The 16,067-nt window shown below is 65.6% G+C and carries 14 protein-coding genes; all 14 read left to right on the top strand.

The genetic code is table 11. From position 1 onward, the window contains the following. Window positions 1-193 precede the first annotated feature (193 nt). The 14 genes from mraZ to ftsZ all read left to right on the top strand — a co-directional run bounded on the left by mraZ (window position 194) and on the right by ftsZ (window position 16,019). Window positions 194-649 (top strand): division/cell wall cluster transcriptional repressor MraZ, encoded by a 456-nt coding sequence (mraZ, locus tag AX284_RS02400; protein WP_007162063.1) that lies wholly within the window; start codon window positions 194-196, stop codon window positions 647-649. A 2-nt stretch (window positions 650-651) separates the two neighbouring features. Next, on the top strand, window positions 652-1,593 hold the full coding sequence (rsmH, locus tag AX284_RS02395) for a 16S rRNA (cytosine(1402)-N(4))-methyltransferase RsmH (RefSeq protein WP_017640715.1): 942 nt from the start codon (window positions 652-654) through the stop codon (window positions 1,591-1,593). Then, complete coding sequence (gene ftsL / locus AX284_RS02390) at window positions 1,590-1,883, top strand: cell division protein FtsL (protein ID WP_017640714.1); 294 nt, start codon at window positions 1,590-1,592, stop codon at window positions 1,881-1,883. Before rsmH ends, ftsL begins: the two co-directional genes overlap by 4 nt. 59 nt (window positions 1,884-1,942) lie before the next feature. After that, window positions 1,943-3,637 (top strand): peptidoglycan D,D-transpeptidase FtsI family protein, encoded by a 1,695-nt coding sequence (locus AX284_RS02385; RefSeq protein ID WP_371099783.1) that lies wholly within the window; start codon window positions 1,943-1,945, stop codon window positions 3,635-3,637. After that, entirely contained in the window at window positions 3,634-5,103 is a 1,470-nt protein-coding gene (locus AX284_RS02380) for a UDP-N-acetylmuramoyl-L-alanyl-D-glutamate--2,6-diaminopimelate ligase (RefSeq protein ID WP_068383387.1), read from the top strand. Before AX284_RS02385 ends, AX284_RS02380 begins: the two co-directional genes overlap by 4 nt. Next, on the top strand, window positions 5,096-6,463 hold the full coding sequence (locus AX284_RS02375; protein WP_068383385.1) for a UDP-N-acetylmuramoyl-tripeptide--D-alanyl-D-alanine ligase: 1,368 nt from the start codon (window positions 5,096-5,098) through the stop codon (window positions 6,461-6,463). The genes AX284_RS02380 and AX284_RS02375 overlap by 8 nt, the downstream gene beginning before the upstream one ends. Then, complete coding sequence (gene mraY / locus AX284_RS02370; RefSeq protein WP_017640710.1) at window positions 6,463-7,545, top strand: phospho-N-acetylmuramoyl-pentapeptide-transferase; 1,083 nt, start codon at window positions 6,463-6,465, stop codon at window positions 7,543-7,545. The genes AX284_RS02375 and mraY overlap by 1 nt, the downstream gene beginning before the upstream one ends. Window positions 7,546-7,550: 5 nt before the next feature. Continuing rightward, window positions 7,551-8,894, top strand: a complete 1,344-nt coding sequence (gene murD, locus AX284_RS02365) for a UDP-N-acetylmuramoyl-L-alanine--D-glutamate ligase (RefSeq protein ID WP_017640709.1) — start codon at window positions 7,551-7,553, stop codon at window positions 8,892-8,894. Beyond that, the gene (ftsW, locus tag AX284_RS02360) at window positions 8,894-10,093 is read left to right on the top strand and encodes a putative lipid II flippase FtsW (protein ID WP_026083805.1); all 1,200 of its coding nucleotides are present in this window, start codon (window positions 8,894-8,896) and stop codon (window positions 10,091-10,093) included. The genes murD and ftsW overlap by 1 nt, the downstream gene beginning before the upstream one ends. Further along, a complete protein-coding gene (gene murG / locus AX284_RS02355; RefSeq protein ID WP_017640707.1) occupies window positions 10,083-11,153 on the top strand; it encodes an undecaprenyldiphospho-muramoylpentapeptide beta-N-acetylglucosaminyltransferase in 1,071 nt (356 codons plus the stop codon). Before ftsW ends, murG begins: the two co-directional genes overlap by 11 nt. A 34-nt stretch (window positions 11,154-11,187) precedes the next feature. Next, the gene (gene murC / locus AX284_RS02350) at window positions 11,188-12,603 is read left to right on the top strand and encodes a UDP-N-acetylmuramate--L-alanine ligase (protein ID WP_017640706.1); all 1,416 of its coding nucleotides are present in this window, start codon (window positions 11,188-11,190) and stop codon (window positions 12,601-12,603) included. Between the two features lie 65 nt (window positions 12,604-12,668). After that, window positions 12,669-13,523 (top strand): cell division protein FtsQ/DivIB, encoded by an 855-nt coding sequence (locus AX284_RS02345; protein WP_017640705.1) that lies wholly within the window; start codon window positions 12,669-12,671, stop codon window positions 13,521-13,523. A 16-nt stretch (window positions 13,524-13,539) separates the two neighbouring features. Then, a complete protein-coding gene (gene ftsA, locus AX284_RS02340) occupies window positions 13,540-14,784 on the top strand; it encodes a cell division protein FtsA (RefSeq protein WP_017640704.1) in 1,245 nt (414 codons plus the stop codon). Window positions 14,785-14,837: 53 nt separating this feature from the next. Further along, window positions 14,838-16,019 carry a cell division protein FtsZ gene (gene ftsZ / locus AX284_RS02335; protein WP_017640703.1) on the top strand — a complete coding sequence of 394 codons (1,182 nt, stop codon included), beginning with the start codon at window positions 14,838-14,840 and terminating at the stop codon, window positions 16,017-16,019. Window positions 16,020-16,067 lie beyond the last annotated feature (48 nt).

The raw sequence follows: 16,067 nt of genomic DNA, 5'->3' as shown, positions 1-16,067 counted from the left end.
TGTCGGAAATCGATGTCGTTCGTCTTGGTCGTGAACTCGTGCAATTTGCTCGAAATCCGCGTCCCACGCGGCCTGGGAACCCCCTCGCTTACCTTGACTGAAAGCGGCCCTCCTCAATATAGTGGCGGCCGGTGGTACGAAGTGGGGCGAAGTGGGATTTAATGGCAAGGACAGCCTATTAGAGGACGCGAAATTGTTCCGGGGAGCGAACGCCATCAGTCTCGACGCCAAGGGGCGCGCCGCGATGCCGAGCCGGTATCGTGACGAGCTGCTGGAGCGTTGTGCCGGCCAGCTCATCGTGACGATCGATGCCGTCGACCCCTGCCTTTGCGTCTATCCACTCCCGGAATGGGAAATCATCGAAAGCAAGCTGCGGCAGTTGCCCTCGCTACGCGAGGAGACTCGCCGCTTGCAGCGCTTGCTGATCGGCAATGCGGTGGATCTGGAGCTCGACGGCAGTGGCCGTTTCCTGGTTCCGCCGCGCCTGCGTGAATACGCCAAGCTGGACCGGCGCGTGATGCTGGTCGGGCAGCTCAACAAGTTCCAGTTATGGGATGAGGATGCCTGGAGTGCCGTGTGCGACGCGGATCTCCTGGCGATTAAGGAACCCGGCGGTATGCCGGATGAAATGCGCGATTTGATCCTGTGACCATGAACCCAGTCTTCCACCACGTCTCCGTTCTCCTGGACGAGGCCGTACAGGCATTGGCGATCCAGCCTGCCGGCCGTTATCTGGACGGCACCTTCGGCCGCGGCGGACACAGCCGGGCCGCGTTGCGCCTGCTGGGTGGGGAAGGGCGGTTGCTGGGTTTCGACAAGGACCCCCAGGCGATCGCTGCCGGCCAGGCCCTGGCCGCGGAAGATCCGCGTTTCGAGATCGTCCAGCGCAGCTTCGCCGAGCTGGGCGATGAACTCGTCAGCCGTGGCTGGTCCGGCCAGGTCGATGGCGTGTTGCTGGATCTGGGCGTCTCCTCGCCCCAGCTCGACGATCCCGAGCGCGGTTTCAGCTTCATGCAGGACGGTCCCCTGGACATGCGCATGGATCCGAGCCGGGGGCAGAGCGCCGCCGCCTGGATCGCCACGGCTGCCGAGGCCGATATCGCCCAGGTGTTCAAGGAATTCGGCGAAGAGCGCTTCGCCAAGCGCATGGCGCGCGCCGTGGTGCAGCGTCGTGAGATCCAGCCCTTCGAACGCACCGGTGATCTGGCCAAGGTGCTCACCGAGGCCAATCCGGCCTGGGAAAAGGGCAAACATCCCGCCACCCGCGCCTTCCAGGGGCTGCGTATCTACATCAACCGCGAACTGAGCGATCTGGAGCAGGGCCTGCAGGCCGCCTACGAGCAGTTGGCGGTGGGTGGCCGGCTGGTGGTGATCAGCTTCCACTCCCTGGAAGATCGCATCGTCAAGCAATTCATGCGCCGACTGGCCAAGGGCGAGGCCGACCAGCTGCCGCGCGACCTGCCGATCCGCGCCACGGTCTTCGAGCCTTCGCTGCGCCTGTTGGGCAAGCCGGTCTATGCCAGCGAAGCCGAACTGGCCGCCAATCCCCGCGCCCGCAGCGCCGTGATGCGCGTTGCCGAGAAGCTGAAATGAGCCGGCTCTTCGTCAAGAAACTGCCCCTGGGCAGCAGCGTCATGCTGGTGCTGTTCGCTGGCGTGCTGCTGTCGGCGGTAGCCGTGGCCTATAGCGCCCACTGGAATCGCCAGCTGCTCAATACCCTCTATGGCGAGATGGCCATCCGCGACAAGGCCCAGGCCGAGTACGGTCGGCTGCTGCTGGAGCAGAGCACCTGGACCGCCCACAGCCGCGTCGAGGCCCTGGCCAGCGGTCAGCTGCAGATGCGCATTCCCGATCCGACCGAAATCCGGATGGTCAATCCGTGAAAGGCCTGATCGCGCGCCTGCCCTGGCGCTTCAGCCTGATTATCGGGCTGTTGCTGGTCATGGTCGGCACCATCATCTGGCGCATCGTCGATCTGCACGTGATCGACCGGGCCTTTCTCAAGGGGCAGGGGGATGCGCGCAGCGTGCGCACCATTCCTATCCCGGCGCACCGTGGCCTGATCACCGATCGCAATGGCGAACCCCTGGCCGTGAGTACGCCGGTCACCACCCTGTGGATCAATCCCAAGGAGCTGCTGGGCGCCGAGGATCGCTGGCCGACCCTGGCCGATGCCGTCGGCCAGCCGCGTGCGGAACTGGCCAAACGCATCGAGCAGAACGCCAGCAAGGAATTTCTCTACCTGGCCCGCGGCCTGACGCCCGAGCAGGGCGAAGCGGTGATGAGCCAGGTCAAGGCGCACAAGATTCCCGGTGTCTACGACATCGAGGAATTTCGGCGTTTCTATCCGGCGGGTGAGGTGGCGGCCCATGTGGTCGGCTTCACCGATATCGACGATCACGGCCGCGAAGGCATCGAACTGGCCTTCAACGAATGGCTGTCCGGCGTGCCGGGTCGTCGCCAGGTGGTCAAGGATCGTCGCGGTCGGCTGATCCGCGATGTGCAGGTCGCCAAGAACGCCAAGCCGGGCAATACCCTGGCGCTGTCCATCGACCTGCGTCTGCAGTATCTCGCTGCCCGCGAGCTGCGCAATGCCCTGACCCAGTTCGAAGCCGAGGCCGGCAGCCTCACCATCGTCGACGTCAAGACCGGCGAAGTCCTGGCGATGGTCAACATGCCCACCTACAACCCCAACAACAGACGCAGCCTCGAACCGGCCGCTATGCGCAACCGGGCGATGATCGACGTCATGGAGCCCGGCTCGGTGATGAAGCCGATCTCCATGACCGCGGCGCTCGCCAGCGGTCGCTGGAAGCCCACCGACAAGGTCAACGTCTATCCCGGTTCGCTGCAGATCGGTCGCTACACCATCAAGGACGTCTCCCACAGCGATGGCGCCCTGGACCTGACCGGCATCCTCATCAAGTCCAGCAACGTCGGCATGAGCAAGATCGCCTTCGATGTCGGTGGCGAGAACATCTACAACGCCATGCGCGCCGTCGGCCTCGGCCAGGACACCGGTCTGGGCTTCCCCGGCGAGCGGGTCGGCAATCTGCCCAACCACCGCACCTGGCGTCCGGCCGAGACCGCGACCCTGTCCTATGGCTACGGCCTGGCGGTGACCGCCGTGCAGCTGGCCCATGCCTATTCGGTGCTGGCCAACGACGGGCGCTCGGTACCGCTATCCATGGTGCGCCTGGATAAGGCTCCGGCCAGCGACCAGGCGGTGGACGAGCGCGTCGCCAAGACCCTGCAAGGCATGCTGCAACAGGTCGTGGAAGCTCCCGGTGGTGCCTTCCGCGCCCAGGTGCCGGGCTACCACGTCGCCGGCAAGAGCGGCACCGCGCGCAAGACCAGCACCGGTACCCGGGGCTATGCCGAAAATTCCTATCGCTCGCTGTTCGCCGGCTTCGGCCCCACCAGCAATCCGCGCCTGGCCGCGGTAGTGGTGATCGACCGTCCCAGCAAGGGCGGCTACTACGGTGGTGTGGTGTCGGCGCCGGTGTTCAGCCGCGTGATGTCCGGCGCTCTGCGCCTGATGAACATCCAGCCGGACAATCTGCAGCCGCTGCCGGTGCAACAGGCCCAGGCCCAGGCTGCCGCCAAGCCGCTGCTGGTCGGGGAGCGTGATCGATGAGCCGTCTGCTGACCGAACTCCTGCCTGAGGCCAGCGCTGCCGTCGACATCGACGGCCTGGCGCTGGACAGTCGCGACGTTCGGCCGGGCTCGCTGTTCCTCGCCATTCCCGGCTTGCACAGCGATGGCCGTACCCATATCGCCAGTGCCGCCGAACGGGGTGCCGCAGCCATCGCCTACGAGGTGAAGGACGCTCCCGCGCTGCCGAACCTGGACATCCCGCTGATCGCCGTCGAAGGTCTGGCCGGCAAGCTTTCCGCCATCGCTGGTCGTTTCCATGGCGAACCCAGCCAGCGCCTGGCGCTGGTCGGCATCACCGGCACCAACGGCAAGACCAGTGTCAGCCAGCTGATCGCCCAGGCCTGCGATCTGCTCGGTCAGCGTTGCGGCATCGTCGGCACCCTGGGCAACGGCTTCCATGGCGCCCTCGCCGAAGGCCGCCACACCACCCCGGACCCCCTCAAGCTACAGGCGACCCTGGCCGAACTGGCCGCCGGTGGCGCCGCCAGCGTGGCCATGGAGGTCTCTTCCCACGGCCTGGTCCAGGGCCGGGTGGCAGCGCTGGCCTTCAAGGTCGCGGTCTTCACCAATCTATCCCGTGACCACCTCGATTACCACGGCACCATGGCCGCCTATGGCGAAGCCAAGGCCCAGTTGTTCGCCTGGCCCGGGCTCGGCACCCGCGTCCTCAATCTGGATGATGCCTTTGGCCGAGAGCTGGCAGCTCGCCCCAGCCCGGCAGCGACCCTGACCTACAGCCTGAGCGATCCGGCTGCCAGCATCTATTGCCAGGCTGTCCAGTTCGACGACCACGGCGTGCGCGCCCAGCTGGCCACCGCCCAGGGCACCGGCGAGCTGCGCAGCCAGCTGATCGGACTCTTCAACCTGAGCAATCTGCTGGCCGCCATCGGTGCGCTGCTGGGCTTGGGGCATGGCCTCGACGCCATCCTTGCCATCCTCCCGCAGCTGCAGGGCCCGGCCGGACGCATGCAGCGCCTGGGCGGCGCCGGGCGGCCGCTGGTGGTAGTGGACTATGCACATACCCCCGACGCCTTGGACAAGGTGCTCACTGCCCTGCGGCCCCATGTCGGTGCCCAGGGTCGATTGGTCTGCGTGTTCGGCTGTGGCGGCGATCGCGATCGCGGCAAGCGGCCGGAGATGGCCGCGGTGGCCGAGCGCCTGGCCGACCAGGTGGTGGTGACCGACGACAACCCCCGTACCGAGGATCCGGCCGCCATCGTCGCCGACATTCGCGCGGGCTTCGCGCAGCCTGAGCAGGTGAGCTTCGCCGGCCGGCGCGAGGTGGCAATCGCCCAGGCCGTGGCCGCGGCGACCGCCCAGGACATCGTGGTGCTGGCCGGCAAGGGCCATGAGCCCTACCAGGAAATCGCCGGTGTCCGCCATCCCTTTTCCGATCTCGACCAGGCCGAGCGGGCCCTGACCGCCTGGGAGCGACAGCATGCTTAGATCCTTCACCCTCACCGAAGTGGCCGAGGCCCTGACCGGCAACCTGCTGGGCGCCGATGCCCTGTTCGATGGCGTCGGCACCGACAGTCGCAAGGCCGTGGCCGGACAACTCTTCGTTGCCCTGAGCGGGCCGCGCTTTGATGGTCATGCCTATCTGGCCGACGTGGCCGCCCAGGGCGCCGCGGCAGCCCTGGTGGAGCGCGCCGTGCCCGAGGTTCATCTGCCCCAACTGGTGGTAGCCGACACCCGCCTGGCGTTGGGTCGCCTCGGCGCCTTCAATCGTGATCTGTTCCAAGGCAAGCTCGCCGCCGTGACCGGCTCCAGCGGCAAGACCACGGTCAAGGAACTGCTCGCCGCCATCCTGCGTCAGCAGGGTGCCACGCTGGCCACCCAAGGCAATCTGAACAACGAACTCGGCGCACCCCTGACCCTGCTGCAACTGGCCGCCGAGCACGCCTTCGGCGTCATCGAGCTGGGCGCTTCCCACGTCGGGGACATCGCCTATACCGTGAGCCTGACACGCCCGGATGTCGTTATCATTACCAACGCCGGCCAGGCCCATGTGGGCGAGTTCGGCGGCGTCGATCGTATCGTCGAGGCCAAGGGCGAGATCATCGAAGGCGTGGGCGAGGCGGGCACCGTGGTGCTCAACCGCGATGACGCCGCCTTCGAGACCTGGCAACGCCGTGCGGCCGGGCGCCAAGTCATCGCCTTCGGCCTGGATGCCCGCGCCGATGTCCGCGCCACCGAGGTTAGCCTGGATAGCCAAGGTCGTCCGAGCTTCACCCTGCACACTGCCCAAGACGACGTACGCATCACCCTGCAACTGCTGGGTGCCCACAACGTCGGCAATGCCCTGGCCGCCGCCGCGGCCGCCCTCAGCCTGGGCCTGGACCTGACCACCGTCGCCCGTGGCCTGGCCACAGCGGCACCGGTCCAGGGTCGCACCCTGACCCGCACCAGCCAGCGCGGCGCCCAGGTCATCGACGACAGCTACAACGCCAACCCCGCCTCGGTGAAGGCCGGGATCGATCTGCTGGCTGCCTTGCCGGGCCGTCGGGTGGTGGTCCTGGGCGACATCGCCGAGCTGGGCGAATGGACCGAACAGGGCCATCGCGACGTGGGCGAGCATGCCCGCGGCAAGGTGGACGCCTTCTACAGCGTCGGTCCTTCGATGGCCCATGCGGCCCGCGCCTATGGCGCCGAGGCCCGACATTTCGCCGATCGCGAACAACTGATCGAGGCCCTGGCGGACGAGGACCGGGCCGGAACCACCCTGCTGATCAAGGGATCCCGCAGCGCCGCGATGGACAAGGTCGTCGCCGCGCTCTGCGCTCTCAACACCGAGGAGAAACACTGATGCTGCTGCTGTTGGCGGAGTTCCTGCAACAGTTCTACAAGGGCTTCGCCGTCTTCCAATACCTCAGCCTGCGCGGCATTCTGGGCGTTCTGACCGCCCTGATGCTGTCGTTGTGGCTCGGCCCCTGGATGATCCGCACCCTGCAGATCCGCCAGATCGGCCAGGCCGTACGCAACGATGGCCCCCAGTCGCACCTGTCCAAATCCGGCACTCCCACCATGGGCGGCGCCCTGATCCTGACCACCATCGGCATCAGCACCCTGCTGTGGGCCGATCTGCACAACCGCTATGTCTGGACCGTGCTGGGGGTGACCTTCCTGTTCGGCGCCATCGGCTGGGTCGACGACTATCGCAAGGTGATCGAGAAGAACTCCCGGGGCCTGCCCAGTCGCTGGAAGTACTTCTGGCAATCGGTGTTCGGCCTGGGGGCGGCGATCTTCCTCTACATGACGGCCAAGGCCCCAATCGAAACCACCTTGATCCTGCCGCTGCTGAAGAACATCGAAATCCCGCTGGGGATTTTCTTCGTTGTGCTGACCTATTTCGTCATCGTCGGCTCCAGCAACGCGGTCAACCTCACCGATGGCCTCGACGGCCTGGCGATCATGCCCACCGTAATGGTCGGCGGCGCCCTGGGCATCTTCTGCTACCTGTCGGGCAACGTGAAATTCGCCGACTACCTGCTGATTCCCTATGTGGAAGGCTCCGGCGAGCTGATCGTCTTCTGCGGCGCCCTGATCGGGGCGGGTCTGGGCTTCCTCTGGTTCAACACCTATCCGGCCATGGTCTTCATGGGTGACGTCGGCGCCCTGGCGCTGGGCGCCGCTCTCGGCACCATCGCCGTGATCGTCCGCCAGGAAGTGGTGCTGTTCATCATGGGTGGCGTCTTCGTCATGGAGACCCTCTCGGTGGTCATCCAGGTCGCCTCCTTCAAGCTGACCGGCAAGCGCGTCTTCCGCATGGCGCCGATCCACCACCATTTCGAATTGAAGGGCTGGCCCGAACCGCGGGTCATCGTGCGCTTCTGGATCATCACCGTGATCCTGGTGCTGTTCGGTCTCGCCACCCTGAAACTGAGGTAATCGCAGTGCTCATCGCTTCCGACCAGTTCCGTATCGTCGTCGGCCTCGGCAAGAGTGGCATGTCGCTGGTGCGCTTTCTCGCGCGCCGGGGCGTGCCCTTTGCCGTGGCCGACACGCGGGAACAGCCGCCGGAACTGGAAACGCTGCGCACCCAGTATCCCGGGATCGAGGTGCGTTGCGGTGAGCTGGATGCCGACTTCCTCTGCCGCGCGGCCGAACTCTATGTGAGCCCCGGTCTGGCCCTGGAAACGCCGGCGCTGCGAGAGGCCGCTGCCCGTGGCGTGCGGCTGTCCGGCGACATCGATCTGTTCGTGCGTCACGCCAAGGCACCCCTCGTCGCCATCACCGGCTCCAACGCCAAGAGCACCGTCACCACACTGGTCGGCGACATGGCCCGGCGCGCCGGCAAGCGCGTCGCCGTGGGCGGCAACCTGGGCACTCCGGCGCTGGATCTGCTGGCCGACGACGTCGAACTCTATGTGCTGGAGCTTTCGAGCTTCCAACTGGAGACCTGCGAGCGGCTCGACGCCGAGGTGGCCACGGTGCTCAACCTCAGCGAAGACCATATGGATCGCTACAGCGGCATGCCGGCCTATCACCAGGCCAAGCACCGCATCTTCCGCGGCGCCCGCCAGGTGGTGGTCAATCGCGACGATGCGCTGTCGCGGCCGCTGATCGGCGAGGGCGTGCCCTGCCTGACCTTTGGCCTGGGACGTCCGGATTTCCGTGCCTTCGGCATTCGCGAGGAGGAGGGCCATCGCTATCTGGCGCTGGCCTTCGACAACCTGCTGGATGTCGAGGAACTCAAGATCCGGGGCACCCACAACCACAGCAATGCCCTGGCCGCACTGGCGCTGGGTCAGGCTGCCGGCTTGCCGCTGGCGCCCATGCTGGAGGCGCTACGCGCCTTCCCGGGGCTGGAGCATCGCTGCCAGTGGGTGGGCGAGGTCGCGGGGGTCAACTACTACAACGATTCCAAGGCCACCAACGTCGGCGCTGCCCTGGCGGCGGTCGAAGGCCTGGGTGACGACATCGCCGGGCAACTGGTGCTGATCGCCGGTGGCGACGGCAAGGGGGCCGATTTCAGCGCCCTGCGCGAGCCCATCGCGCGCCACTGCCGCGCCGTGGTGCTGCTGGGCCGCGATGCGGCGCGGATCGCCGAGATCCTGCCGGCCACCGTGCAACAGGTGCGCGTCGCTACCCTGGACGAGGCGGTGAATGAAAGCCGCCAGCTGGCCCAGCCGGGCGATGCCGTGCTGCTGTCGCCGGCCTGCGCCAGCCTCGACATGTTCCGCAATTTCGAAGAGCGCGGACGGTTGTTCGCCCAGGCCGTAGGAGCATTGTCATGATCCTCAGCCTGCTGCGTCCCTATCCCTCGCCGCTGGCCAGCCGCCACGGCATCGACCTGGATTTCCCGCTGCTGGCCGGCTGCCTGTTGCTGCTCGGCCTCGGCCTGGTGATGGTGACCTCGGCCTCCTCGGAAGTGGCCGCGGCCCAGTCCGGCAATCCGCTGTACTTCATGTATCGCCACCTGGTCTACCTGGCCATTGGCTTCGTTGCCTGCGGCGTGGTGATGCTGATTCCCATGGCCACCTGGCAGCGCTTCGGTTTTCCGTTGCTGATCATCGCTTTCCTCTTGCTGATAGCGGTGCTGGTGCCTGGCATCGGTCGCGAGGTGAACGGTTCCCTGCGCTGGATCGGCTTCGGCATCTTCAACGTGCAGCCCTCGGAGATCGCCAAGGTCTTCGTGGTGCTCTATCTGGCTGGTTACCTGGTCCGTCGTCAGCATGAGGTGCGCCACACCTGGGCCGGCTTCTTCAAGCCCTTCATCGTTCTGCTGCCGATGGCCATGCTGCTGCTGCGCGAGCCCGACTTCGGCGCCACCGTGGTGATGATGGGCGCCGCCGGTGCCATGCTGTTCCTCGGCGGTGTCGGCCTGTTCCGCTTCATGCTGATGGTCGCCCTGGCCGTGTTCGCGGTGTTCGTCCTGGTGCAGACCCAGTCCTACCGGATGCAGCGACTGATCACCTTTACCGATCCCTGGGCCGACCAGTTCGGTTCCGGCTACCAGCTGACCCAGGCACTGATCGCCTTCGGCCGTGGCGGCTGGACCGGTCTCGGCCTGGGCAACAGCATCCAGAAGCAGTTCTACCTGCCCGAGGCCCATACCGACTTCCTCTTCGCCGTGCTGGCCGAGGAATTGGGGCTGATCGGTGCCATGGCCACGGTCGGGCTGTTCCTCTTCGTCTGCGTGCGCGGTCTGTTCATCGGTCACTGGGCCGAGCAGTCCAAGCAGTTCTTTTCGGCCTATGTGGCCTATGGCCTGTCCATGCTGTGGATCGGCCAGTTCCTGATCAACATCGGCGTGAACGTCGGCCTGCTGCCGACCAAGGGGCTGACGCTGCCCTTCCTCAGCTATGGCGGCAGCTCCCTGGTGATCTGTTGCGTGAGCATGGGTCTGCTGCTGCGCATCGAGTGGGAGAGACGAACGCTGGTCGATACCGAGGATGTGGAATTCACCGAAGAGGATTTCGCCGATGTCCGCTAACGTCCTCATCATGGCCGGCGGCACCGGCGGGCACGTCTTCCCGGCCCTGGCCTGCGCCCGTGAATTCGAAGCCCGCGGCTATACCGTGCATTGGCTGGGTACGCCGCGCGGCATCGAGAACGACGTGGTGCCCAAGGCCGGCATCAGCCTGCACCACATTCCGGTCACCGGACTGCGCGGCAAGGGCTTGCGTTCTCTGGTGAAGGCACCGCTGCAACTCAGTGGCGCCCTCATGCAGGCCATGGGTCTCATGCGCCGGCTCAAGCCGGTCTGCGTGCTGGGCCTGGGTGGCTTCGTCACCGGTCCCGGTGGCCTGGCCGCCAAGCTGTGCAACATCCCACTGGTGATCCATGAACAGAACGCCCATGCCGGCACCGCCAACCGCCTGCTGGTGCCCATGGCCGCCCGCGTCTGCGAAGGCTTTGCCGACACCTTTCCGGCGTCCGCCAAACGCCTGTCCACCGGTAATCCGGTGCGCGCCGAACTCTTCGCTCCGGTGACCCGTGCGCCGCTGGAAGAGCGCGCCGCCAACCTGCTGGTATTGGGCGGCAGCCTGGGCGCCGAGCCGCTCAACAAGCTGTTGCCCGACGCCCTGGCCCAGCTCCCCGCGGGCCTGCGACCCAATGTGCGCCACCAGGCCGGCCGCCAGCATGCCGAGGTGACCGCCGAGCGCTACGCCAACGTCGCCGTGGAGGCCGATGTCCAGCCCTTCATCGCCGACATGGCCGCCGCCTATGCCTGGGCCGATCTGGTGATCTGCCGGGCCGGTGCCCTGACCGTCGCCGAGCTGACCGCCACCGGTCTGCCGGCGCTGCTGATCCCCCTGCCGCACGCCATCGACGACCACCAGACCAGCAATGCGCGCTTCCTGGAGCGCGCCGGTGCCGGTGTGGTGCTGCCGCAACATTCCACCCGCCCGGCGGATCTCGCCGCGCAGCTTACCGAGGTCCTGATGCATCCCGAACGTCTTGCCGGCATGGCCGCTCGCAGCCGTGCCCTGGCCAAACCCGATGCCACCCGTGCAGTCGTCGACGCCTGTCTGGAGGTTGCCCGTGGTTAAGTCGCAAAGTGCCATTCAGGCCGAGGTTCGGCGCATGCGCAGCATCCGGCGCATCCACTTCGTCGGTATCGGCGGCGTCGGCATGTGCGGCATCGCCGAGGTGCTGCTGAACCTGGGCTATGAAGTCTCGGGTTCGGACCTCAAGGAATCCGCGGTGACCGCGCGCCTGCAGCAATTCGGCGCGCGTATCTACATTGGCCACCGCGCCGAGAACCTGGATCAGGTCGACGTGCTGGTGGTGTCCAGCGCCATCAACAGATCCAATCCCGAGGTCTCCGCCGCCCTCGAGCAGCGCATTCCCGTTGTGCCCCGCGCCGAGATGCTCTCCGAGCTGATGCGCTATCGCCACGGCATCGCCGTCGCCGGTACCCATGGCAAGACCACCACCACCAGTCTGATCGCCTCGGTGTTCGCAGCCGAGGGCCTGGACCCGACCTTCGTCATCGGCGGCCGCCTCAATGCCGCCGGTACCAATGCCCAGCTCGGCACCAGCCGCTACCTGATCGCCGAGGCCGACGAGAGCGACGCCAGCTTCCTGCACCTGCAGCCCATGGTTGCCGTGGTCACCAATATCGACGCCGACCACATGAGCACCTACGAGGGTGACTTCAATCGGCTCAAGCGCACCTTCGTCGATTTCCTGCACAACCTGCCGTTCTATGGCCTGGCGGTGCTCTGCGTCGATGATCCGGTGGTGCGCGAGATCATTCCCCAGGTCGCCCGGCCCACCGTCACCTACGGCACCGCCGAGGACGCCGACGTGCGCGCCGTGGACATCCGCCAGGACGGCATGCGCACCTATTTCACCGTGCTGCGCGAGGGCCGTGCGCCCCTGGCGGTCTCGGTCAACATGCCGGGCGTGCACAACGTGCTCAACGCCCTGGCCACCATCGCCATCGCCACCGACGAAGGCGTCAGTGACGAGGCCATCCTCAATGGCCTGTCCGGCTTCCAGGGGGTAGGGCGGCGCTTCCAGGTCTACGGCGAACTGCCGGTCGCCGGTGGCAGCGTCATGCTGGTGGACGACTACGGTCACCACCCGCGCGAAGTCGCCGCGGTGATCAAGGCCGTGCGCGGTGGCTGGCCCGAGCGCCGGCTGGTGATGGTCTATCAGCCGCACCGCTTCAGTCGCACTCGCGATCTCTACGAAGACTTCGTCCAGGTGCTAGCCGATGCCAACGTCCTTTTGCTGATGGAAGTCTATCCGGCCGGCGAAGAACCCATTCCTGGAGCCGACAGCCGCCAGCTCTGCCACAGCATCCGCCAGCGCGGTCAGCTCGATCCCATCTATGTGGAGCGCGGCAGCAACATCGCCCCGCTGGTCAAGCCGCTGCTGCGCCCGGGCGACATCCTGCTCTGCCAGGGCGCGGGCGACATCGGCGCACTGGCACCGCAACTGCTCAACCACCCGCTGTTCGCCACCGCCGCGACCGCCGGGAGTTCGGCATGAGCCGTCATCCGTACAACCCCTTGCCGGCAGCCGCTGTTGCCGGCGCGCACGTGGAGGGCTGAACCTTGGTCGCCACCCTACGTCACAACCAGCCCGGCTTCGGTCGGTCGCGCAACGTCGAGCAACGCGGAGCCAGTCGTCTGGTCGCCGAAGAGCCGCTGTCGACGCGCCTGCCGCGTCCCAGCCTGGGTCTGCTCAAACGCATCCTCTGGCCGTTCCTGCTGCTGGGGCTGGGCTTCGGCACCTATGAAGGCGCCCAGCGGCTGCTGCCCTATGCCGACCGGCCGATCGCCAAGGTCAGCGTCAAGGGCGATCTCTCCTACATCAGCCAGGCGGCGGTACAGCAACGGATCGCGCCCTTCGTCGGCACCACCTTCTTCCAGGTCGACCTGGCCGACATGCGCCATGAACTGGAAACCATGCCGTGGATCGCCCATGCCGAGGTGCGCCGCGTCTGGCCGGACGAGATCAGCATCCGCCTGGAAGAGCAGATGCCCATCGCCCGCTGGGGCGACGAGGCGCTGCTGAACAACCAGGGTGAGGCTTTTGCCCCGCAGGATCTGGCCAACTATGACAATCTACCGCGGCTGTACGGCCCCAAGCGGGCCCAGCAGCAAGTGATGCAGCAGTACCAGATGTTCAGCCAGATGCTCCGGCCGCTTGGTTACACCGTGGCGCGCCTGGAAATGCACGAGCGTGGCAGCTGGTACCTCACCACCGGTCAGGGCCTGGAACTGGTGTTCGGCCGCGACCAGCTGGTGGAAAAGATGCGGCGCTTCATGCGCCTGTACGATCAGGTGCTCAAGGCACAGATGGACAATATCGCGCGGATCGATCTGCGTTATCCGAACGGTCTGGCCGTGGCCTGGCGTGATCCCGCTGTCGCCGCCACCCCCGTGACCGAACCGGCCAAGCATTGAGGAGAAGTTTTTTACTATGGCAAGCGTGCAAAGCGGCAAGATGATCGTCGGCCTCGACATCGGCACTTCCAAGGTCGTGGCTCTGGTCGGCGAGGTGTCTTCCGATGGTCAGATCGAGATCGTCGGGATCGGCACCCATCCGTCGCGCGGGCTCAAGAAGGGCGTGGTGGTCAACATCGAGTCCACCGTCGCCTCCATCCAGCGGGCCATCGAAGAAGCCCAGCTGATGGCCGGTTGCCGGATCCATTCGGCCTTCGTCGGCATTGCCGGCAATCACATTCGCAGCCTGAATTCCCACGGCATCGTGGCGATCCGCGATCGTGAAGTGAGTCCTGCGGACATCGAGCGGGTGCTCGATGCCGCCCAGGCGGTAGCCATTCCCGCCGACCAGCGCGTACTGCACACCCTGGCCCAGGATTATGTGATCGACAACCAGGAAGGGGTACGCGAGCCCCTGGGCATGTCCGGCGTGCGCCTGGAAGCCAAGGTCCATGTGGTGACCTGCGCCGTCAACGCCGCGCAGAACATCGAGAAATGTGTTCGCCGTTGCGGCCTGGAAGTCGACGACATCATTCTGGAACAGTTGGCCTCGGCCTATTCGGTACTGACCGACGACGAAAAGGAACTGGGCGTCTGCCTGGTGGATGTCGGTGGCGGCACTACCGACATAGCCATCTTTACCGAAGGCGCCATCCGCCATACGGCGGTAATACCCATTGCTGGCGACCAAGTCACAAATGACATTGCCATGGCCTTGAGAACCCCGACGCAATATGCCGAAGAAATCAAGATTCGGTATGCTTGTGCCTTGGCGAAACTGGCTGGACCGGGCGAAACCATCAAGGTGCCCAGCGTGGGTGATCGTCCGCCGCGAGAATTGTCGCGTCAGGCCCTCGCGGAAGTGGTCGAGCCCCGTTACGATGAGCTATTCACACTGGTGCAAGCGGAACTGCGCCGCAGTGGTTACGAGGATCTGATCCCCGCTGGGATCGTACTCACCGGTGGTACTGCGAAGATGGAAGGCGCGGTCGAACTGGCGGAAGAGATTTTCCATATGCCGGTACGCCTGGGGGTGCCCCAGACGGTCAAGGGTCTGACTGACGTAATCAGCAACCCGATCTATTCCACAGGCGTCGGCCTGTTGCTCTATGGTCTGCAAAAGCAGACCGATCCTTTGCCGGTTGTTTCTGGCGGATATAGCAGCGAAACCAAATCCACAGTCCTGGAACGCATGAAGCGTTGGGTCCAGGGCAACTTGTAATTCACAATTAAACCGCGGCAGTAGGCGAAGATCCGAAAGGAAGAGAGGGGACCATGTTCGAACTCGTAGACAACATTCCACAAAGCGCCGTGATCAAAGTCATCGGCGTGGGCGGTGGCGGTGGCAACGCCGTCAACCACATGGTCAAAAGCGGTGTTGAAGGCGTCGAATTCATCTGTGCAAATACCGACGCCCAGGCCCTGAAGAACGTCACATCCCGTACCGTGCTGCAACTCGGCCCAGGCGTCACCAAGGGTCTGGGTGCCGGCACCAACCCGGAAATCGGCCGCCAGGCGGCCATGGAAGATCGTGAGCGCATCGCCGAAGTCCTCGAAGGTGCCGACATGGTCTTCATCACCACCGGCATGGGCGGTGGCACTGGTACCGGTGCCGCGCCGATCATCGCTGAAGTGGCCAAGGAAATGGGTATCCTGACCGTTGCCGTGGTCACCCGTCCGTTCCCCTTCGAAGGCCGCAAGCGCATGCAGGTCGCCGACGAAGGCATTCGCTCCCTGTCCGAATGCGTCGACTCGCTGATCACCATCCCCAACGAGAAGCTGCTGACCATTCTGGGCAAGGACGCCAGCCTGCTGGCCGCCTTCGCCAAGGCTGACGACGTCCTCGCCGGCGCCGTTCGCGGTATCTCCGACATCATGCAGCGTCCCGGCCTGATGAACGTCGACTTTGCCGACGTCAAGACCGTGATGGGCGAGATGGGCATGGCCATGATGGGTACCGGCCACGCCAGCGGTCCGAACCGTGCGCGCGAAGCCACCGAAGCCGCCATCCGCAACCCGCTGCTGGAAGACGTCAACCTGCACGGCGCCCGCGGCATCCTGGTCAACATCACCGCTGGCCTGGATCTGTCCCTGGGTGAATACGCCGCCGTCGGCGAGATCATCGAGGACTTCGCCTCCGAACATGCCACCGTTAAGGTTGGCGCGGTGATCGATCCGGAAATGCGCGATGAGCTGCACGTCACCGTGGTCGCCACCGGCCTGGGCGCGCGCATCGAGAAGCCGGTCAAGGTGGTGGACAACACCGCTCAGACCCTGGCCGCTGCCCGTCAGGAAACCGCTCCCGTCAACTACGACGACCTCAAGTACCCGACCTCGATGCGCTCCGGTCGTGGCAGCCAGCAGCATGGCGGCTCGGCAGCGGCGACCAAGGTCAATCCCAACGACGACCTGGACTACCTGGACATCCCGGCCTTCCTGCGTCGTCAGGCTGATTGATCGGGTATATCACAAGCCAGGGTGTGATTAGTGGGCATCGATTTTCGC

Source organism: Pseudomonas sp. HUK17, assembly GCF_001566765.1.
Note: the sequence above shows the minus strand (reverse complement) of the source record. Positions and strands in the feature narration are given on the sequence as shown.